The 19,933-nt window shown below is 71.2% G+C and carries 17 protein-coding genes; 1 reads left to right on the forward strand and 16 read right to left on the reverse strand.

The features are described from left to right. Nucleotides 1-10 precede the first annotated feature (10 nt). Nucleotides 11-565, forward strand: coding sequence for a hypothetical protein (locus J2S35_RS01255; RefSeq protein WP_309848940.1), 555 nt, complete (start codon nt 11-13; stop codon nt 563-565). Nucleotides 566-769: 204 nt separating this feature from the next. Here the strand turns inward: J2S35_RS01255 and nrdR are convergent, their stop codons facing one another. The 16 genes from nrdR to murD form a co-directional block, all read right to left on the reverse strand. Further along, nucleotides 770-1,267 (reverse strand): transcriptional regulator NrdR, encoded by a 498-nt coding sequence (gene nrdR, locus J2S35_RS01260; protein WP_309848942.1) that lies wholly within the window; start codon nt 1,265-1,267, stop codon nt 770-772. Further along, a complete protein-coding gene (gene hisD / locus J2S35_RS01265) occupies nt 1,267-2,622 on the reverse strand; it encodes a histidinol dehydrogenase (RefSeq protein WP_309848944.1) in 1,356 nt (451 codons plus the stop codon). The genes nrdR and hisD overlap by 1 nt, the downstream gene beginning before the upstream one ends. A gap of 41 nt (nt 2,623-2,663) precedes the next feature. After that, nucleotides 2,664-6,206 carry a DNA polymerase III subunit alpha gene (dnaE, locus tag J2S35_RS01270; RefSeq protein ID WP_309848946.1) on the reverse strand — a complete coding sequence of 1,181 codons (3,543 nt, stop codon included), beginning with the start codon at nt 6,204-6,206 and terminating at the stop codon, nt 2,664-2,666. Between the two features lie 172 nt (nt 6,207-6,378). Further along, the gene (locus tag J2S35_RS01275) at nt 6,379-7,332 is read right to left on the reverse strand and encodes an RluA family pseudouridine synthase (protein ID WP_309848947.1); all 954 of its coding nucleotides are present in this window, start codon (nt 7,330-7,332) and stop codon (nt 6,379-6,381) included. Continuing rightward, nucleotides 7,329-7,952 (reverse strand): signal peptidase II, encoded by a 624-nt coding sequence (lspA, locus tag J2S35_RS01280; protein WP_309848950.1) that lies wholly within the window; start codon nt 7,950-7,952, stop codon nt 7,329-7,331. Before lspA ends, J2S35_RS01275 begins: the two co-directional genes overlap by 4 nt. Nucleotides 7,953-8,073: 121 nt before the next feature. Beyond that, nucleotides 8,074-8,718, reverse strand: a complete 645-nt coding sequence (locus tag J2S35_RS01285; protein WP_309848953.1) for a DivIVA domain-containing protein — start codon at nt 8,716-8,718, stop codon at nt 8,074-8,076. 166 nt (nt 8,719-8,884) lie between these two features. Continuing rightward, nucleotides 8,885-9,175 (reverse strand): YggT family protein, encoded by a 291-nt coding sequence (locus J2S35_RS01290; protein WP_309848955.1) that lies wholly within the window; start codon nt 9,173-9,175, stop codon nt 8,885-8,887. 5 nt (nt 9,176-9,180) lie between these two features. Then, nucleotides 9,181-9,831 carry a cell division protein SepF gene (gene sepF / locus J2S35_RS01295; RefSeq protein ID WP_309848957.1) on the reverse strand — a complete coding sequence of 217 codons (651 nt, stop codon included), beginning with the start codon at nt 9,829-9,831 and terminating at the stop codon, nt 9,181-9,183. 61 nt (nt 9,832-9,892) lie between these two features. After that, the gene (locus J2S35_RS01300) at nt 9,893-10,558 is read right to left on the reverse strand and encodes a YggS family pyridoxal phosphate-dependent enzyme (RefSeq protein WP_380083668.1); all 666 of its coding nucleotides are present in this window, start codon (nt 10,556-10,558) and stop codon (nt 9,893-9,895) included. 77 nt (nt 10,559-10,635) lie between these two features. After that, entirely contained in the window at nt 10,636-11,484 is an 849-nt protein-coding gene (locus tag J2S35_RS01305; RefSeq protein WP_309848962.1) for a polyphenol oxidase family protein, read from the reverse strand. 105 nt (nt 11,485-11,589) lie between these two features. Continuing rightward, nucleotides 11,590-13,044, reverse strand: a complete 1,455-nt coding sequence (gene ftsZ, locus J2S35_RS01310) for a cell division protein FtsZ (RefSeq protein WP_309848965.1) — start codon at nt 13,042-13,044, stop codon at nt 11,590-11,592. Nucleotides 13,045-13,294: 250 nt separating this feature from the next. Next, nucleotides 13,295-14,386, reverse strand: coding sequence for a cell division protein FtsQ/DivIB (locus J2S35_RS01315; protein ID WP_309848968.1), 1,092 nt, complete (start codon nt 14,384-14,386; stop codon nt 13,295-13,297). A 2-nt stretch (nt 14,387-14,388) separates the two neighbouring features. Then, nucleotides 14,389-15,969 carry a UDP-N-acetylmuramate--L-alanine ligase gene (murC, locus tag J2S35_RS01320; RefSeq protein ID WP_309848971.1) on the reverse strand — a complete coding sequence of 527 codons (1,581 nt, stop codon included), beginning with the start codon at nt 15,967-15,969 and terminating at the stop codon, nt 14,389-14,391. A gap of 1 nt (nt 15,970) precedes the next feature. Next, complete coding sequence (locus J2S35_RS01325; protein WP_309848973.1) at nt 15,971-17,110, reverse strand: UDP-N-acetylglucosamine--N-acetylmuramyl-(pentapeptide) pyrophosphoryl-undecaprenol N-acetylglucosamine transferase; 1,140 nt, start codon at nt 17,108-17,110, stop codon at nt 15,971-15,973. Continuing rightward, a complete protein-coding gene (gene ftsW / locus J2S35_RS01330; protein ID WP_309848975.1) occupies nt 17,107-18,390 on the reverse strand; it encodes a putative lipid II flippase FtsW in 1,284 nt (427 codons plus the stop codon). Before ftsW ends, J2S35_RS01325 begins: the two co-directional genes overlap by 4 nt. Beyond that, nucleotides 18,383-19,933, reverse strand: coding sequence for a UDP-N-acetylmuramoyl-L-alanine--D-glutamate ligase (murD, locus tag J2S35_RS01335; RefSeq protein WP_309848978.1), 1,551 nt, complete (start codon nt 19,931-19,933; stop codon nt 18,383-18,385). Before murD ends, ftsW begins: the two co-directional genes overlap by 8 nt.

The raw sequence follows: 19,933 nt of genomic DNA on the forward strand, positions 1-19,933 counted from the left end.
GGAGCCCCCCATGATCATCGCCACCATCGTCGCCTGCGAGATCCTCTTCTGGGTGTTTCTCCTTGGCGGACTGGCCGCGAGGTACTGGCTTCGCCTCAAGCGGCTCAGTGTCTGGATCCTGGCCTGCGCTCCCCTCGCCGACCTCGTACTTCTGGCCGTGACCGCCATCGACATGCGAAGGGGCGCCACTCCGGGCCTCACGCACGCGCTCGCCGCCATCTACATCGGGTTCTCCGTCTCCTGGGGGCACCGGCTGATCGCGAAGCTCGACAACGCGTGGGCGGTCAAGTACGCAGGGGCCGCGCGGGCGCCGAAGCTGTACGGGCGGGATGAGACTGTCCGGGTGTTCAAGGACTTCGGCCTCGTCGTCGCAGGCGCTGCCGTCACGTCCGGTCTCGTCTGGGCGCTTGAACGCATGGCCTTGCCGGGCGTCGACACCTCGGGCCTCACCCAGGCCTATGGATGGATGCAGCGAGCCGTCGTCATCAGTCTCATCATTGCCGCGACGTACCTCATCTGGCCCAACGAGGCGCCCGAGGACAAGACTGGCACCCCACCCACGTAGGTCTCAGTGGCAAAAAGGGGCCGGCATGAATGCGGCCTGGCGCCCTATGGGGCTTCCCCTCCCCACTGGCCGCCAGGCCTGACAGAATAATGCACCACGGATGTCAGCGGCGTCAAGATCGCGCAGGGGTCCCGTCCCCCGTCCGCTCGGTGTCAGCGAACCGCGCGTGCACGAGCCACCGCCCGCACCTGCGCCCCTTCTGCTTCAGCGGGCCGTGAGCGGGCGCTGCTCCCCCTCGGGCGGGAGGTCCTTGGGGCCCGGCTGCGCGCGCAGATCCGCGATGGCCGCCTCGAAGTCCTCGAGAGACTCGAAGCCCTGATACACGCTGGCGAATCTCAGGAACGCCACCTGGTCCAGCCGCCGCAAGGGGGCCAGAATCGCCAGCCCCACCTCATTCGCGTCGACCTCGGCCACGCCCTTGGCCCGAATCGTCTCCTCGACCTCCTGGGCGATCTTGCTCAGGTCATCCTCGGAGACGGGCCGACCCTGGCAGGCCTTGCCCACACCGGACATGACCTTCGTGCGGGAGAACGGCTCGGCCACGCCTGAGCGCTTGATGACAGAGAGGCTCGTCGTCTCCACCGTGGTGAAACGCCGGTGGCACGCAGGGCAGAGCCGGCGGCGCCGGATGGCCGTGCCGTCCTCGACAAGTCGGGAGTCCACGACGCGAGAGTCCTCGTTGCGGCAGTACGGGCAGTACATCAGCGGGCGTCCTCGTCTCGGAAGCGGATGTCGACGGCATCGCCATGCGCAGGAAGGTCCTCCGCGTCCGCCAAAGCGCGAATGTGCGGGGCGACGGCGGCCAGGCCTGCCTCGGGGTACTCGATGACCTGGACGAGCTTCATGAAGCTCAGCACGTTGAGGCCGGACGCCCGGCGGGCCGTCCCCGACGTGGGCAGGACGTGGTTGGAGCCCGCAGCGTAGTCGCCCAGGCTGACGGGCGAGAACGGCCCCACGAACACGGCCCCCGCGTGGCGCACCCGCGCGGCCACCGCCGCGGCGTCCCGCGTGTGGATCTCGAGGTGCTCAGCCGCGTAGGCGTCCGCCACCTCAAGGGCATGGTCCACGTCCCTCACGAGGATGATGCCGGACTGCGGCCCGGCCAGCGCCTCCCCCACGCGGGCCCGGTGCCTCGTCTGCTCCACGGCGCGTGCGAGGGCGGCCTCGACGTCGTCGGCCAACGCCAGGGAGTCCGTGATGAGGACGCTTCCGGCGCGCGGATCGTGCTCCGCCTGGGAGACCAGGTCAGCCGCGACGAAGCGCGCGTCAGCCGTCTCGTCCGCGACGATGGCGATCTCGGTGGGGCCGGCCTCAGCATCGATCCCGACGACGCCCCGCACGAGCCCCTTGGCCGTGGCCACGAAGACGTTGCCCGGGCCCGTGATGACGTCCACGGGCGCGATGGCGGCCTGCCCCTCGTGCGCCGACACGCCGTAGGCCAGCGCCGCGACGGCCTGGGCGCCGCCCACGGCCAGAACCTCAGTGACCCCGAGCAGCTCCGCAGCCGCGAGGATCGTCGGGTGCGGCAGCCCGCCGAACTCGGCCTGCGGGGGCGTGGCCAGCGCGATCGAGCCGACGCCCGCCGCCTGCGCCGGCACAACGTTCATGATGACCGAGGACGGGTACACCGCGAGCCCGCCCGGCACGTACACGCCCACTCGGTCCACGGGAGTGTAGCGGGCCGTCACGCGGGCCCCACCGGGGTACTCCACGGAGGCCTCGCCCGGCGTCATGGCGGCGGCAAACTCCCGCGCGCGGGAGATCGACTCCTCCAGGGCCGCCCTCACCCGCGGGTCCAGGCCCGCCAGGGCGGCCTCGCGGTCCGCTGCGGGGACGAGGACGTGCGGGGGCGCCCCGCCGTCGAACTTGTCCGCCAACTCCGCCAGCGCGAGGTGACCGCGCGAGCGAACGTCCGCGATGACAGCCTCGACAGCACCCCGCACGTCGGGAAGGTCCTCCCCGAGGCGCGGCATGAGCTCGCGCAGGTCCGACCCGTGCGCGGCGCTCTCGCGCAGGTCGAGGCGGCGAAGAGGTGCGGCGGTCTGGTCGTCAGGCATGATCCCCAGTCTAGTTGGCGCGCGGAATCACGCCACGCGCCTCAGGCGGGAGCGTCCAGGCAGTGCGGCCCCAGGAGGACCTTGAGGTCCCCGGAAAGGGCCGACGACGGCTCCACGCGCAAATCCACCCCGAGCCGATAGTGAGCCACAGACCGGGGCTCGATGAGCCGGATCCGCACCTCCGCAGTGCCCCGGTGGGTGCGCAGCACGTCGCGCAGCTGGTTGATGGTCCGCTCAGTCGCCTTGTGAACGGGGAGGCTGATCGTCACGGGCCCGCTCGTGCCGGCCTCAGCGACATCCGGCACCTGGAGCTCCATGGCGCTCAGGGTGACCGACCCGTCGTCGCGCCGCTGCAACCGCCCCTTCACCGCCACGATCAGGTCCTCCGCCAGCACGTCGGCAATAGGCCCGTACGCCTGGCCGAAGAACATGACGTCCATCGAGCCCGAGAGATCCTCGACGACAATCCGCGCGTACTGGTTGCCGCTCGACTTCGCGATGCGCCGCTCCACGGTCGTGATCATGCCGGAGATCGTGACGATCGAGCCGTCCCGCGGGCCCTCCTCCGAGAGGACAGACGGGATCGGCGCGTCCGCAAGCTGGCTGAGGACCTGGTCGAGGCCTCGCAGCGGGTGATCCGAGACATACAGCCCGAGCATGTCCCGCTCGAACGCGAGCTTCTCCTTCTTCTCCCACTCCGGCAGGTCCGGAATGTCGACGTCGAGGCCGCCAGGCGCGTCGTCGCCCGAATCAAAGGCGCTGAAGAGGTCAAACTGATTGTTGGCCTCGTTGCGCTTGCGGACGATGACCGTGTCCACGGCCTCCTCGTGGACGGCCGAGAGGGCACGGCGCGAGTGGCCGAGCGAGTCGAACGCGCCGGCCCGCACCAGCGAGTCGATGGTCCGCTTGTTGCAGACCACCGCGGGCACCTTGTTGAGGAAGTCCGCGAACGACTCGTAGAGCCCCTTCTCCTGGCGGGAGGCGACCATGCTGTTGACCACGTTTGCGCCGACGTTGCGGATGGCGCCCATGCCGAAGCGGATGTCCTTGCCGACCGGCGTGAAGTTGAGCGCCGACTCGTTGACGTCCGGCGGCAGGACCGTGATGCCCATGCGGCGGCATTCGTTGAGGTACATGGCGAGCTTGTCCTTGTCGTCGCCGACGCTCGTCAAGAGAGCAGCCATGTACTCGGCGGCGTAGTTGGCCTTGAGGTAGGCCGTCCAGTAGGAGACGAGACCGTACGCGGCCGTGTGCGCCTTGTTGAACGCGTAGTCCGAGAACGGCAGGAGGATGTCCCAGAGCGCCTTGACGGCGCCCTCCGAGTAGCCGTTGTCCAGCATGCCCTGGTGGAACGTGGCGTACTGCTTGTCCAGCTCCTCCTTCTTCTTCTTGCCCATGGCGCGGCGGAGGATGTCGGCCTCACCCAGCGAGTAGCCAGCGACCTTCTGCGCGATGGCCATGACCTGCTCCTGATAGACGATCAGGCCGTAGGTCGTGCCGAGGATCTCCGCGAGGGGCTCCTCGAGCTCAGGGTGGATCGGAGTGACCTCCTGCTGCCCGTTCTTGCGGAGCGCGTAGTTCGTGTGGGAGTTGGCGCCCATGGGACCCGGGCGGTACAGGGCGAGGACAGCCGAGATGTCCTCGAAGTTGTCGGGGCGCATGAGCTTGAGGAGCCCGCGCATCGGCCCGCCGTCAAGCTGGAACACGCCAAGCGTGTCGCCGCGCTGGAGGAGCTCATAGGAGGCCGCGTCGTCGATCTCGAGCGTCTCGAGGTCCAGGGTCTCGTTGCGGTTCATCTCGATGTTCTCAAGCGCGTCCGAGATGATCGTCAGGTTGCGCAGCCCGAGGAAGTCCATCTTGATGAGCCCGAGGCCCTCGCAGGTCGGGTAGTCGAACTGCGTGATGACCTGGCCGTCCTGCTCGCGGCGCATGATCGGGATGATGTCGATGAGCGGGTCACTCGACATGATGACGCCGGCGGCGTGGACGCCCCACTGGCGCTTGAGCCCCTCGAGGCCGAGCGCGGTCTCGAAGACCTGCTTCGCCTCGGAGTCGTTGGCGAGGAGGGTGCGCAGCTCCTCCGCCTCCGAGTAGCGCTTGGCCTCCTGGTTGTAGACGTCGGACAGCGCGATGCCCTTGCCCATGACGTCCGGCGGCATGGCCTTGGTCAGGCGCTCCCCCATGGAGAACGGGAACCCCATGACGCGGGAGGCGTCCTTGAGGGCCTGCTTGCCCTTGATCGTGCCGTACGTGACGATCATGGCGACGCGCTCGTCACCGTACTTCTCCGTCACGTACTTGATGACCTCGCCGCGGCGGCGATCATCGAAGTCGACGTCGAAGTCAGGCATGGACACGCGGTCCGGGTTGAGGAAGCGCTCGAAGATGAGGCCGTGCTGCAGCGGGTTGAGGTCCGTGATGCGCATGGCATACGCGACCATCGAGCCCGCGCCGGAGCCGCGGCCGGGGCCCACGCGGATGCCGTTGTTCTTGGCCCAGTTGATGAAGTCGGCGACGACGAGGAAGTACCCCGGGAAGCCCATCTGGGTGATGATGCCGATCTCGTACTCGGCCTGCTTGCGGACATCGTCTGGAACGCCGCCCGGGAAGCGGTAGAGCAGCCCTGCCTCGACCTCCTTGACGAACCACGACTCCTCGCTCTCCCCCTCCGGCACGGGGAAGTTCGGCATGTAGCTGGCGGACGTGTTGAACTCGACGTCGCACCGCTCGGCGATGAGGAGCGTGTTGTCGCACGCCTCGGGGTGGTCCCGCCAGATGCTGCGCATCTCGCGCGGAGACTTCAGGTAGAACTCGTTGGCGTCGAACTTGAAGCGCTTGGGGTCCTGGAGCGTGGAGCCGGACTGGACGCACAGGAGGGCCGCGTGGGCGTCGGCGTCCTCGGCCCGCGTGTAGTGGAGGTCGTTCGTCGCGACGAGCGGGAGATCGAGCTCCTTGGCGAGGCGGATGAGGTCCTTCTGGACATTGCGCTCGATCCCCAGGCCGTGGTCCATGACCTCGCAGAAGAAGTTCTCCCGTCCCAGGATGTCGCGGAACTCGCTCGCGGCCTGCTTCGCCTCGTTGTAGAGCCCGAGCCGGAGCTTCGTCTGGACCTCGCCGGACGGGCAGCCCGTCGTGGCGATGATGCCCTTGCCGTACGTCTCGAGCAGCTCGCGGTCCATGCGCGGCTTGTAGAGGAAGCCCTCGAGGGAGGCGAGGGAGGACATGCGGAAGAGGTTGTGCATGCCGGGCGTGTTCTCGGCCCACATCGTCATGTGCGTGTAGGAGCCCGCGCCCGAGACGTCGTCGCGCCCGCCGTCGCCCCACTGCACGCGGGTCTTGTCCTGGCGGGCCGTGCCCGGCGTCAGGTAGGCCTCGACGCCGATGATCGGCTTGATCCCGGCCTTGCGCGCGCGGTTCCAGAAGTCGAAGGCGCCGAAGATGAAGCCGTGGTCCGTGGTGGCCAGAGAGTCCATCCCCAGCTCCTTCGCATGACCGAAGAGGTCATCGAGGCGCGCCGCGCCGTCGAGCATCGAGTACTCAGTGTGGTTGTGCAGGTGGACGAAGGGATCATTCTCGCTGGACACCCGTCCATCCTAGTCCGCCGGTGCCGAGCGCCGCCTCGGCCCGCCGCACCCGGGCCCCGGGCTGGCCTTTCCCAGGCGTGTTCCCCGTCCCGTTGCGCGGCGAGTTTCAACCACAGAACCGCGCCCAGGCGTGCGGAAATCGCCCCGCAACGAGGAGAGAAGGAGAACTGGGTCAGCCGAGAGGGACGTCCCCCCGGACGTGCCGCAGCGCGTACTCGAGGTCCTGCGGGTAGGGGCTCGTCACGCTGATGCGCTCCCCCGTGACAGGGTGCTCGAAGCCGAGCCGGTGCGCGTGGAGCCACTGCCGGGTCAGCCCAAGCTCCGCGGCCAGGGCCGGGTCCGCCCCGTACATGAGGTCGCCCGCGCAGGGATGCTTGAGGGCCGAGAAGTGGACGCGGATCTGGTGGGTCCGCCCCGTCTCGAGGTGGATCTCCAGCAGGGACGCCGGCCCGAAGGCCTCAATGACCTCGTAGTGCGTGACCGAGTCCCGGCCGCCCTCGATGACCGCGAACTTCCACTCGTGCCCCGGGTGGCGGCCGATGGGGGCGGCGATGGTCCCCGTGAGCGGGTCCGGCAGGCCCTGGACGAGCGCGTGGTAGACCTTGTCCACCGTCCGCTCCTTGAACGCGGCCTTGAGCCCCGTGTACGCCCGCTCGGTCTTCGCGACGACCATGGCCCCGGACGTCCCCACGTCGAGCCGGTGGACGATGCCCGCGCGCTCCTGCGCGCCCGACGTCGAAATCCGGTACCCAGCCCCAGCCAGCGCGCCGACGACCGTGGAGCCCCGCCACCCCGGACTCGGGTGGGCGGCCACGCCCACGGGCTTGTCCACGACCACCAGGTCATCGTCATCGTAGAGAATCCCGAACCCGTCCACGACCTCCGGGCGCACCAGCACGGACTCGTCCACCGGGATGTCGACGACGACGCGGGCCCCCGCGGCGACTTTCGCGGACGCGCGGCCCACGGGCTGGTCTTCGCAGCGGACGCGCCCCTCCTCGATCCAGCGCGACACGAGCGAGCGCGACGTGGCGAGGGCACGGGCGAGGACGGCGTCGATGCGACCGGCCTCGCCGAGGACGACCTCGCGCAGGCCGGGCTCGGGGTAGGTCTCAGCGGCGGTCATCGGGACTCCTCCGTGGCAGTCGGGGCGGCGTGCCGGGCGGATGGCATGGACGGCGTGCGGTCTGCCGCATCCCCGCCGCGCGAGGGCCACGGGTCGATCCCCCGCAGAAGGAGGAGCACCGCGAGGGCCACGCCGACGCTCACGGCCGAGTCGGCAATGTTGAAGCGCGGGAACGTCCCGACGCCGATGAAGTCCACCACGTGCCCCTCCGCGAACCCGGGCTCGCGAAAGAGGCGGTCCCACAGGTTGCCGAGGGCGCCGCCCAGGATGAGCCCCGCGGCCAGGGACCAGGCCCGGACGCGCGAGCGGACGGCCACGACAGCCACGATGACCGTCACGGCGGCCGCGAGGACAGTGGCGATGACCGTGCTGTTGGCCCCGAGGCTGAACGCCGCGCCAGGGTTCTTGATGAAGTGCCACTGGACGAACGAGCCGATGACGTCGATCCGCTGCCCCACGGTCATGTGCGTCTCGACGATGCGCTTGACGATCTGGTCGGCAGCGAGGACGAGAACGAGAGGCACGAGCGTGATGAGCGCGAGGGACCGGCGCTCGTTGAGACGGGCGCCCCGTGCTGTCGAGGCGGGCGGAGAGTCAGGGTGGTTCGCATGAGATGGCACGGCCTCAACTCTATCGGCCGACCCCAGGGAGGGCCGAACGGCCACGCACGACAAAACGCCCCGACCCCGTTCCCGGGGCCGAGGCGCTCGGCAGTGCTCGCAGGGCGAGCGGAGGAAAGACTTAGCGCGTCTTCTCGATGGGGCCCGTCGAGGACAGCTCCTTGAGCTGGGTCTCGATGTAGGCCTTGAGGCGCGAGCGGTAGTCGCGCTCGAACGAGCGCAGCTCGCTGATCTTGGACTCGAGAACGGACTTGTCGTTGTTGAGCTTGGTGAGGACGGTGTTCCGCTCCTTCTCCAGCTCGGCCAGCGCGGTGGTGCGCTTGGTCTCGAGGTCCTTGGTCTGGGCGACCCGCTTGGTCTCCAGGTCCGCCAGCGTGGTGGACTTGGTGGTCTCCGCCTCAGAGACGAGGGCCTGAGCCTTGTCCGTGGCCTCCTTGACGAGGCGAGCCTTCGTGGCCTCGCCCTCAGCCACGAGGTCGTCGTGGACCTGCTGAGCACGCGTCAGGACGGCAGCGGCGCTCTTGCCGGTCTCGGCCGGGGCGGGCTGCGGCGCGGAAGCGCGGTCTGCGGCGGCGCGCTTGGCGGCCTCCGCGGCGGCGACGGCTTCCTTCCGCTCGGTCTCGAGGCGATCGATCTCGGCACGGAGGCGGCGGAACTCAACGACGATCTCGTCGATGAAATCATCCACCTCGTTCGGCTCGTAGCCGCCGATCTCGTCGCTCGTGTTGAACCGCTTGTTGTCTACATCCTCAGGCGTCAGAGCCATTGATGGTCACCTCATTCACGACGTTCACTGTTGACACTAGAGCGAGAGTCCGTCTAGCCGCCCTTAGGGCGCATTGAGTCTAAATATAGACGGACACTTGTTTGCCATCCAACTTGTCCGCGCGGATCCGCGCGGTTGTTGAGGGCACCTTCAATTGACGGGCGGGCTACGCGGGCAGGGGCAGGAAGATGCGCACCGCGTTGACCGCGAAGTACAGGAGCAGGAACCCGAGGTCCAGGGACACACCGCCCAGGCTGAGCGGCGGGACCACGCGGCGGACCCAGGCCAGCGGCTTGTCCGTCACCGCGTAGACCGCGGACGCGAACACCAGCACAAAGCCCTTGGGGCGCCACCCCGGGGCGAAGCCGACAATGAAGTCGAGGACGATCCGGCTGAGGAGGGCGTAGCTGAAGAGCGCCAGGACGACATTGAGGATTCCTGTGATGACAAAGAGCATGGGGGTCAGCGCGTCCCCAGGATGGGCTCGTCGTCCGCAGCGCCGCCGGCCTCGCCCTCAGCCTTGACGTCGATCTCCTCCGGCGTGAGGAGGAAGACCTTGTTCGTCACGCGGCTGATGCGCCCGCCGAGACCGAAGACGAGGCCCGCCGAGAAGTCCACGAGCCGCTTGGCCTCGGACTCCTGGATGTCCGTCACGTTCATGATGACGGGGATGCCCTGGCGGAACGAGTCGCCAATGAGCTTGGCCTCGTTGTAGGACTTGGGGTGGATCGTGGTGATCTGATGCACAGGTGATTCCTCGTCATGGGTGTCGGGTGAAGGCTTCAGCGGCGTGACCGTGGCCTCCTGTCGGGGCTGCGAGACAGCCTGGGGGCGCCGGCGCGGCGGCTCAGCGGCCACGGACGGGCGGCTCGCCTCCCGGGGCTCGCTGCGCTCAGGGCGCTCCTGGCGCGCGGGCGGCTCGTGCCGTGCGGGGGCTGCCGCCTGGCGCTCCACGGGCTCGGACCGCTGCTCGACGCGCTCGCGCACCGGCTGGGCCGCGGGCTCCTCGAAGCGCTCCGGGCGGGAGCGCGGCTCGGCGCGCTCGTCCTCGTACGCCGACTCGTCGTCCGCGAGACCGAGGTAGATCATGGTCTTCTTGATTTTTCCGGTCATCGTACTTCCTGTTCCTCACAAGCCGACGAGTGGGCGTCGCACACCTTCAAAGGTAACGGATTCACCTGCGAGCCCCCAGAATGTCGGAGCCGATGCGCACATGTGTCGCTCCTGCGCCCACGGCGGCCTCAAGGTCCTGGCTCATTCCCGCGGACATCCACTCCGCGCCCGGATGGTCAGCGCGGAGGGCGTCCCGCACCGCGGCGAGACGCTCGAACGCCGGGGCCGGGTCCGCCCCAAGGGGCGCCACCCCCATGACACCTCGCAGCTCGAGGGCGGGCGTGGAGGCGATGGCCTCCGCGACCCGCGGCACGTCAGCCGGGGCGGCGCCTCCGCGGGCGCCAGCCGCGTCGTCGTCCAAGGAGACCTGGACGAGCACGTCCAGCGAGGCACCCGCCCAGTCCGGCCGCAGCCCCTCCTGAAGCGCGCGCGACATGGCGCCGCCGAGCGCCTTGACCAGGCTCAGACGGTCGGCCGAGTGCACCGCGCTCGCATAGCGGACCACGGACTTGGCCTTGTTGGACTGAAGCTGGCCGATGAAGTGCCAGGCGGGCGGGCTCTCGAGGCGGCCGGCGAGCGCCTCAGCCTTCGGGGCGGCCTCCTGGTCCCGGTTCTCGCCGAGGTCGGCGGCCCCGAGCTCCGCGAGGGCCAGGGCGTCGGAGGGCGGAAAGTTCTTGGTCACGACGACGAGCCGCGGGACCGGTCCCCCGCCGGCGGCGTCGCGCATGCGGCCCCGCACGCGCTCGAGCCGCTCGGCGAGCTCCGCCCGCCGCTCTGCCGACGCCTCCCGCTCAAGGACGCCGCTCACGCCGCCTCCTCCCCGACGTGCGCTGCCCCGGGAGAGACGGAATCCGGTGGGATGACGAGGCCCGCGAGGCGGCCGGCGCCGGGATCGCGGCGGTGGGAGGGGTAGCGCTCGTCCTCCAGGGTGCACGCCCCGACGACATGGGCGTCGACGTCGAGGGACTCGAGGATCGCCCGCGCGCGACCGGGCAGGTCGAGAGAGGGGGTCCCCCTGCGGGTCGCCGACCTCACACCTGGGCTGCGCGCCTCCCCGGCGGCCGCCATCTCCTCGGGCACCTCGTAGCACTCGCCGCAGATGCTGGGGCCGACGACGGCGGCGATCCCCGCCCCCGGGGCCTCGGCCCGAAGGGCCTCCACCGTGCGCTCCAGGATCCCAGAGAGCAGGCCCTCCCGGCCCGCATGGGCGACGCCGACCGCCACGGCACCCTGCGGGCCGTGGGCGACGAAGACGACCGGGACGCAGTCCGCCACGAGGACGGCGAGGGGGACGCTGCGGCTGACCATGGCGTCGGCGCGGACGGCGTCCCGCTGCGCGGCAGATTCGAGGCCGGCGGACGCGGCCTGCGCGGCGGCTGGGGCCTCCCCCGCGGCGGCCGTCTGGGGACCGGAGTCCTGGGACTGCCTCGCCGCGCGCGGCGGAACGTGGGCGACGACGTCCGAGTGGTACTGATCCATGAACTCGAAGGACTCGCAGCCGGCCTCCGCCGCGATGCGCGCACGCCGCTGCCGCACCGCAACCGGGTCATCCCCCACGTGAAGGGCGAGATTGCCCTGGGCGGCCGTGGTGAACGCCCAGCGGGCGCCGTGGAGCTCGTGCCATTCAACGGGTGACGCGGCAGCGTGGGTCATGGTGCCGTCCTCTCGCTCGCTCGTGCCGGGGCCCGGTCCGCTGCGGGGCCCTGCACGACGGAAGGGGCGGCGGGCGTCCAACGCCCACCGCCCCTCGTGCCGGATTTACTTCAGGAAGTCGGGAACGTCGAGGTCGTCCGGACGCTGGCCGGCCTCACCCTCGACGGTCTCCGGGACGGGAGCGCCGAAGCTCTGGCGCTGGCCCTGCGCCTGCCCCGCGTGGCCGGACACGCCCTCGGAGGGCACCTGCTGGCTCTGCTGAGGCCGGGACGGCTGCATCCACGCGGAGAGCCCCTGGCCCTCCGTCACGGGCACCGTGCCGCGCACCTGCTGGGGTGCGCTCTGCTGCGGACGCGGCTGCGCCTGGCCCTGCTGCTGAGCCGGGCGGGGCTGCTGGCCCTGCTGCGGCGCGGCGGAGGAGCCGATCGAGCGAGAGCCCTGCTGCTCGCTGCGCTGAGGGGCCGCCTGCTGGCCGTAGGACTGCTGGGCGCCGCCCTGCTGACCGTAGCCGCTCTGGGACTGGCTCTGCTGACCGTAGGACGAGGAGGCCTGGCCCTGCTGCTGTGCGGACTGGCTGTAGCCCTGGTTCGCCGAGGCGGGCTGGCTCGTGGCGTTGACCTGGTCGAAGCCGGCGGCGATGACCGTCACACGGGCCTCGTCGCCGAGGGCGTCGTCGATGACCGCGCCGAAGATGATGTTGGCCTCGGGGTGCGCGACCTCCTGGACGAGGCGGGCGGCCTCGTTGATCTCGAAGAGGCCCAGGTCCGAGCCGCCCTGGATGGACAGGAGGACGCCGTGCGCGCCGTCGATGGAGGCCTCAAGCAGCGGGGACGCGATGGCGAGCTCCGCAGCCTTGATGGCCCGGTCCTCGCCCTGCGCCGAGCCGATGCCCATGAGCGCGGAGCCCGCGCCCTGCATGACCGACTTGACGTCCGCGAAGTCAAGGTTGATGAGGCCCGGGGTCGTGATGAGGTCCGTGATGCCCTGGACGCCGGAGAGGAGGACCTGGTCCGCCTGGCGGAAGGAGTCCATGAGGGAGACGTCGCGGTCCGAGATGGAGAGGAGGCGGTCGTTCGGGATGACGATGAGGGTGTCGACCTCGTCCCGGAGGGCGTCGATGCCGGCCTCGGCCGAGTTGGCCCGGCGGCGACCCTCGAACGTGAACGGGCGGGTGACCACACCGATGGTCAGGGCACCGAGCGAACGGGCGATTCGGGCCACGACGGGCGCGCCGCCCGTGCCCGTGCCGCCGCCCTCGCCTGCGGTGACGAAGACCATGTCGGCCCCCTTGAGGACCTCCTCGATCTCCTCGGCGTGGTCCTCGGCGGCCTGACGACCGACCTCAGGGTTGGCGCCGGCGCCAAGGCCGCGCGTCAGCTCGCGTCCGACGTCGAGCTTGACGTCCGCGTCCGACATGAGCAGTGCCTGCGCGTCAGTGTTGATCGCGACGAACTCAACGCCCCGCAGACCGACTTCGATCATGCGGTTGATCGCGTTGACCCCGCCGCCGCCGATGCCGACGACCTTGATGACGGCCAGGTAGTTCTGCGGTGCTGCCACGTTTTTGATCCCTTGTTCGCGGATTGTTGTGCTGTTTTTCAGTGCTGCGCACGGCCGTGAGGCCGCTCCCCATGGGGTGGACGGGACAGGTCTCCCGGTCCTCACGGGCGGATCGCGCTCCGAGCTTTACTCAAATCTAGTGCACCATCATCCGACTTCGCTGACAATGCCGCCAGAACCCGGTCAACCCTCAAGTATCCCCTGAAGGTTGAGGCTTTCGGCGAGGGTCCGGCATCCCGGCCCGGGCCCGTCAGCGCGTCACGGGGCGCTCTGGCACGGAGACGTCGATGACCGTGACGGCCGGCGGCACGGCCCCCGTCTTGGGGTCCGGGGTGGGGTTCGCCGTCCCCTTGAGGAGCGCCTGAAGGACGGCGGCCTTCTGCGCCCCTCCCTCGCGGTTGCCCCAGACGACGCGGACACCGGAGTTCATGAGGAGCTCCACCGAGTCGGCGCTCGAGGCCTTGGCCTCCTGCATCGTCTCGAGCACGTTGGCCGGGATGTTCGCGAGGGCCCCGGTCAGGGCCGTGAAGACCTCCGGCTTGGTGGCAGAGGCCGCGTCGATGACCGGCAGCTTGGGGGCCGACTCGGCGGGGACGCGCGTGATCGTGCGTCCCTTCGCGTCGACGAGGTCCACCTTGGAGCCGCGCCTGATCTGCGCCACCGGCGCGCGCTCGGTGATCCTCACCCGCAGCGCGTGCGGGGGCTCCCCCGAGATCGTGGCGGAGTCCACGCCCGGGATCTTCTCGAGCCGGGCCTCGAGCCCGTCCGTGTCCACTTGGGGAAGGGGCTGGCCCTTCGCCTCGTCGACGACGGAGAGCACCGCCTTCGTCGCCACGAATCGGTTGCCGGTCACGTGGACCGTCTCAACCCGCATCCACGGCGTCACGTTCGCGAGCAGGACCGCGAGCCCGGACAGGGCCAGGCACAGGGCGAGGATGAGTCCCACGCGCAGGGCCCAGCGCGGGCGGCGCCGGGAGGGGAGCTCGACGACGGACGCCCCGCGGGGGTTCTCCCCCGCGGCCCCGTCGTCGTCGGCCGGGGGGCCTGGCGCCGCCGCGCTCCCCGCCGCATGGGAGCCGGAGGCCGAAGCGCCGGCGCCCCGCCCCGCCGTGGCGTCGGAGACGAGCCGCAGGAGGACGGTGTCGGACTCGTCCGCCCCGCCCGCCGGGCGCACGGTGGCCGCAGGAGGCTCGGCGGCCTCGGGCCCCTCTGTGGCGTGGGCAGGCTCGGCGGAGGAGGCCGCAGGGGGCTCGGGCTGGCGCTCGGGCTCGGGCCGCGGGGCAGACCGCCGCCGGGGCTCCTCCGGCCGGTCCGGGGTGGGCAGGGTGGGGATGCGGGCCACGCTCAGCGACCGCCCCGGAGGCGCAGGGCATGGAGGATGCGAGGGCCGAGCTCAGTCACGTCGCCCGCGCCGATGGTCAGGATGACGTCCCCCGCGCGGGCGGCGTCGGCGAGGCGCAGGACGGCGTCGTCCGCGGAGTCCACAGGCAACTGCCCGCCGCGCTCGTCCGCGCCTCGCGAGCTGAAGTCCGTGATGGTGCGGTTCGTGATGTCGTCCCGCTCGTCCTCGCGCGCCCGGTAGACCGGGAGGACGAGCGCGAGGTCGGCGGCATCGAGCGCCTCGGCGAACTCGCGAGCGAACGCCTCCGTCCGCGAGTACAGGTGCGGCTGGAAGACGGCGAGGACGCGGCCCTCGGCCCCGTGTCGGGCCCCGGCGATGGCCGCGCGCACCTCCGTGGGGTGATGCGCGTAGTCGTCGTAGACGCGCACGCCCTCGTGCTCGCCCTTGAGCTCGAAGCGGCGGCTCGCGCCCCGGAACGCCGCGAGGCCCTGCGCGCAGCGCTCGGGGTCGAGGCCGAGCTCGAGGCCGGCCGCGAAGGCGCCCGCCGCGTTGAGCACGTTGTGCTGCCCCGGCACCGTGAGGACGAGCTCCTGCTCAGCCTCCTGGCCGTCCAGGCTGAACGCCAGGACCGAGCGGGTGCCCGGGCCGAAAGGCTCCGTGCCCGTGATGCGGATGTCCGCGTCCTCGGAGTAGCCGTAGGTGCGGACGTGGGCCGTGGCCCGGTGTCGCTCCGCGAGGGCGGAGGAGCCCTCGTCGTCCGCGCAGGCGACGAGCGCGCTCTCCCGTCCGAGGAGGGAGACGAACGTGTCGAAGCTGCGGTGCACGGCCTCGTCGCTGCCGTAGAAGTCGAGGTGGTCCGGCTCGATGTTCGTCACGATCGCCACGCGGGGGCGGTAGTTGACGTAGGAGCCGTCCGACTCGTCCGCCTCGAGGACGAAGTGGCGACCCGCGCCGAAGCGCGCATTGCCGCCAAGGCCCGCGACGTCGCCGCCTGCCGCGAAGCTCGGCTCGTCCCCCGCCGCGTCGAGCATGACCGCGAGCATGGAGGTCGTCGTCGTCTTGCCGTGCGTCCCGGCCACTGCGAGGGTGTCGAGGCCGTCCGTCGCAGCGTCGAGAGCCATGGAGCGGTGGAGGACGGGCACGCCGAGCGCGCGGGCCGCCATGAGCTCGGGATTGTCGGCGCGGATGGCGGAGGAGACGACGAGGGTGTCGACGCCGTCGAGCCGTGCGGCGTCGTGACCCGCGCGCGCGTCGATGCCCATCTCGCGCAGCGACTCGAGCGAGGCTGAGTCCTTGGCGTCCGATCCCGTGACGGGGACGCCGCGCGCCGCGAGGACGCGGGCGACGGCGCTCATGCCCGCGCCGCCGATCCCGACGAAGTGGGTCGTGCCGAGGCGGTCGAGGGGGATGCGCGTGATGCCATGGCGGTACGGGGCGTCGGCGGCGGGGGCCGGCAGCCCGTCCGTCAACGCGGCCTCGCGGCGCGCCAGCTCGGCGTCGGGATGCTCAGCGGAGGGGCCGACGGGGCCGGACGGCACGGGGCCGCGAGGCTCGGCGCCCTCAGGGCGAGTGGAGGCGTCCATGTCAGGCGTCCTTTCGATTCGAGGCGGCGGCGATGGCGCGGTCGGCCATGCGGCGGTCAGCATCCCGGACGCCCACGCGTGAGGCGGCCTCCGACATGCGGGCCAGTGCGGCCGGGTCCTGGACGAGGGGCAGGACGGTGGAGCGGATGAGGCCCTCGGTGAAGTCGGAGTCCTCCGTGAGGATCGCGCCGCCCGCCCGCACCAGGTCCGCCGCGTTGAGGGCCTGCTCGCCGTTGCCGTGGGGCAGCGGGACCAGGAGGGCCGGAGTCCCCGTGGCCGCCAGCTCGCAGACGGTGCCCGCCCCTGAGCGGGCGACGACGAGGTCCGCCGCGGCGTACGCGAGCTCCATGCCGTCGACGTACTCGCGCTGGACGTAGCCCTCCCCCGCAAGCGGCGCCCCGTCCGGCCCCGTGACAGTCTTGCCGCGCCCCGTGATGTGGAGGATGCGGACCCCCGTGCCAGCGAGCCCGCCGCCTGCGACGAAGCGGCCGACGGCGCCGTTGATGCTCGCGGCCCCGGAGGAGCCTCCCGTGACGACGACGAGGGGCGCGTCCCCCGGCACCCCGAGGGCCTCGCGGGCCCCGTCCCGGGCGGCGGCCCGGTCCAGCTCGGAGACGGCACGGCGCATGGGCATGCCGACATGAGCGGCACCCCGCAGCGGGGTCGAGGCGAAGGCCACGGCCACGCTGCCGCCGAGTGCGGATCCCACGCGGTTCGCCAGGCCCGGCTTTGCATTGGCCTCGTGAATGACGATCGGCACGCCTCGACGGCGGGCCGCGGCATACATCGGGGTGCAGACGTACCCTCCGACACCGACGAGCACGTCCGCGTCCGCCTCGTCGAGGATGGCCTCGGCCTGGCGCACGGCCCGGGCGAAGCGGCCCGGGAGGCGGACGAGGTCAGCGCTCGGGCGGCGCGGCATGGGCACGCGGTCGATCGTCTTCAGCTCGTAGCCGGCGGCGGGGACAAGGCGGGTCTCCATGCCGGACGGGGTGCCGACCATCGTGACCCGGGCCCCCGGCAACCGCTCCAGGAGGGCATCCGCGATGGCGATCATCGGCGAGATGTGCCCGGCGGTGCCGCCGCCGGCGAACACTGCGGAGAGCGCAGCAGGGTTCTGGGGAGAGGGCTCCGTGCTCATGCGTGGCGCTTCCTTCCTGGCCGCGTCGGGGCCGTTCTCTCAGGTCGGGCGAACGCGAGCAGGACGCCCACGGCCGCAAGGGTGAAGGTCAGGGCGGATCCGCCGTAGGAGATGAACGGCAGCGGCAGCCCGATGACGGGCAGCGCCCCGACGACCATGGCGATGTTGACCGCGGCCTGCATCGCGATCCACATGACGATGCAGGAGCCGGTCACGCGGACGAAGACGTCGTCGTACCTCAGCACCACGCGGATGGCCACGAGGCTGAAGAGCGCGAAGAGCCCGAGGATGAAGAGCGTGCCGACGAGGCCGAGCTCCTCGCCGATGATGGCGAAGACGAAGTCGTTGTGGGCCTCCGGCAGCCAGGACCACTTCACCTGGGACTGGCCGAGACCGACGCCGAGCCAGCCGCCCCGGGCGAGCGCCGTGGCTCCCGCCTGCGCCTGGTCGCAGAGGCCGCTCACGTCGCAGTTCCGCCCCATCCACGCCTGGATGCGGTCGCTGCGGTTGCTGCTGACGAGCGAGAGGACGACGCCCGCGGCGCCCGCCACAGCGAGGAGCGCGCCCGGGACGCGCTTCGGCATGCCCGAGGCCCAGAGGGCCACGGCGAGGATCGCGAAGAGCACGATCGCCGTGCCGAGGTCCTTGCCGCGCAGCACGAGCAGGATGATGATGAGGCCCATGCCGATGACCGGCAGACCCGTGGACTTGAAGTCCCCGAGGCGCGCCGACTTGCGCGCGAGCAGGTGCCCCGCCCACATGGCGAGTGCGAGCTTGGCAGGTTCCGAGGGCTGCATCGTGAAGCTGCCCACCTGAATCCAGTTCCGGTTTCCGTTGACCTCCACGCCCAGCGGGGTGAGGACGACGACGAGGAGGACGACGGCGAACAGGTACGCCCACCACGCCGCGCGGCGGAAGAGCCACACCGGCATCCGGGAGAGGCCGAACATCAGCCCGAACCCGACCACCGCCCAGATCGCCTGCTTGCGGAAGAGGGAGATGGGGCTCTGGTCCTTGGAGATCGACTCGACGGCCGAGGCGGAGAGCACCATCGTCAGGCCGATCGCCGTGAGGGCGATGACGCACGTGAGCATGACCGAGAACGCCCAGGTCGTCGTCGGACGCCCCCGCCCGGCGAGGGACTCCCAGGACGAGGCCAGGCGCCGGCGCACGCTCGCGAGCCCCGCCGCTGTGGCCTCGCGGTCCGTGACCGAGATGACCCGATCCCGGTCCTCGAACGCGGGGCGGCCGGAGGATCGATCGACGCGGGTGTCAGGCACGGGGGACGTCCTTGACGGACTCCGCCCGGGCGCGGACGGCGGCCTCGACGGCCTCCGCGAAGCGCTCGCCGCGGGCGGCGTAGTTGGCGAACTGGTCCATCGAGGCGGCCGCCGGGGCGAGGAGGACCGTCGAGGTCTCCCCCGCCGCGTCCAGGGCGGCCTCGACGGCGGCGGTCATGACGCGACGGCCGGCGTCGTCGCCTGCTTCCTCGCGGCTCACGGCGAGCTCCGGCACCCGGACGACGGGCACCTGGGGGGCCTTGGTCTCGAGGGCCTCGAGGAGGCCCTCCACGTCTGTTCCAATGACGACGACGGCGCGCAGGCGCGAGGCGCTCGCCGCCACGAGATCGGTGTACTCGACCCCCTTGGAGAGGCCGCCGGCAATCCACACGACGTCCGTGAAGGCGCCCAGGGAGGCCTCTGCGGCGTGGGGGTTGGTCGCCTTGCTGTCGTTGATGAACGCGACCCGGCCGAGGGCGCCGACGGGCTCGATCCGGTGCGCGCCGGGCGAGAACGCGCGGAGGCCCTCCCGGACGGCCAGTGGAGAGACGCCGGCCGCGCGCGTCAGGGCAGCGGCGGCGAGGGCGTTCTGCACGAGGTGGCGCGGGGCGATGGGCCCGAGGTCCTCGAACGAGGCCAGCTCCAGGGCGCTCGAGCCCCGCTCGGCGAGGTAAGCGCGGTCCACGAGGAGGTCCTCGACGACGCCCAGCATGGAGCGGGACGGTGTGCCGACGGTGAAGCCGATGGCGCGGGCGCCCTCGACGACGTCCGCCTCCTCGACCATGCGCTCCGTGGCCTTGTCCTCGACGTTGTAGACGCAGGCGGCGCGGGTGCGCTCGTAGATCTTCGCCTTCGCGTCCCGGTACGCCTCAAACCCGCCGTGCCAGTCCACGTGGTCCTCGGCGAGGTTGAGCACGGCCGAGGCCAGCGGGGACATGGAGTGCGTGAAGTGGAGCTGGAAGCTGGAGAGCTCGACGACGATGACGTCGAACCCCTCGGGGTCCCGCACCGCGTCGAGGATGGGCGTGCCGACGTTTCCCGCGGCGACGGCCCGCAGCCCGGCGGCGAGGAGGATGGACTCGGCCATCTGCGTGGTCGTCGTCTTGCCGTTGGTGCCCGTGAGGACGAGCCACTCCGCCGTGCGGCGGCCCGCGCGCTCTCGCACGCGCCACGCGAGCTCGACCTCGCTCCAGACGGGGATGCCCGCGGCCTGGGCGGCGGCGAGCAGCGGCTGGTCCGGGCGCCATCCGGGGCTCGTGACGACGAGGTCCGGCGTGGACCCAGCCACCTGAGGGAGGGCCTCGGTGTGCGCGGCGCCGAGGAGGACGTCCTCGACACCGACGATCCGCAGGGTGTCCGCCTTCTGCCGGTTCTCCTCGGAGTCCTGGCCGTCGACGACGACGACGCGGGCCCCGAGCTCGGCGAGCGTGTCCGCGGCGGCGAACCCGGACAGGCCGATGCCCGTGACGACGACGCGGAGGCCGCGTGCCCCCTGATCCCAGCTCGTGAGATCCTCGGGCCGCGGCGCAGTGGTTCCGGTCAT

Source organism: Falsarthrobacter nasiphocae (genome assembly GCF_031456275.1).
GTDB classification, from domain to species: domain Bacteria; phylum Actinomycetota; class Actinomycetes; order Actinomycetales; family Micrococcaceae; genus Falsarthrobacter; species Falsarthrobacter nasiphocae.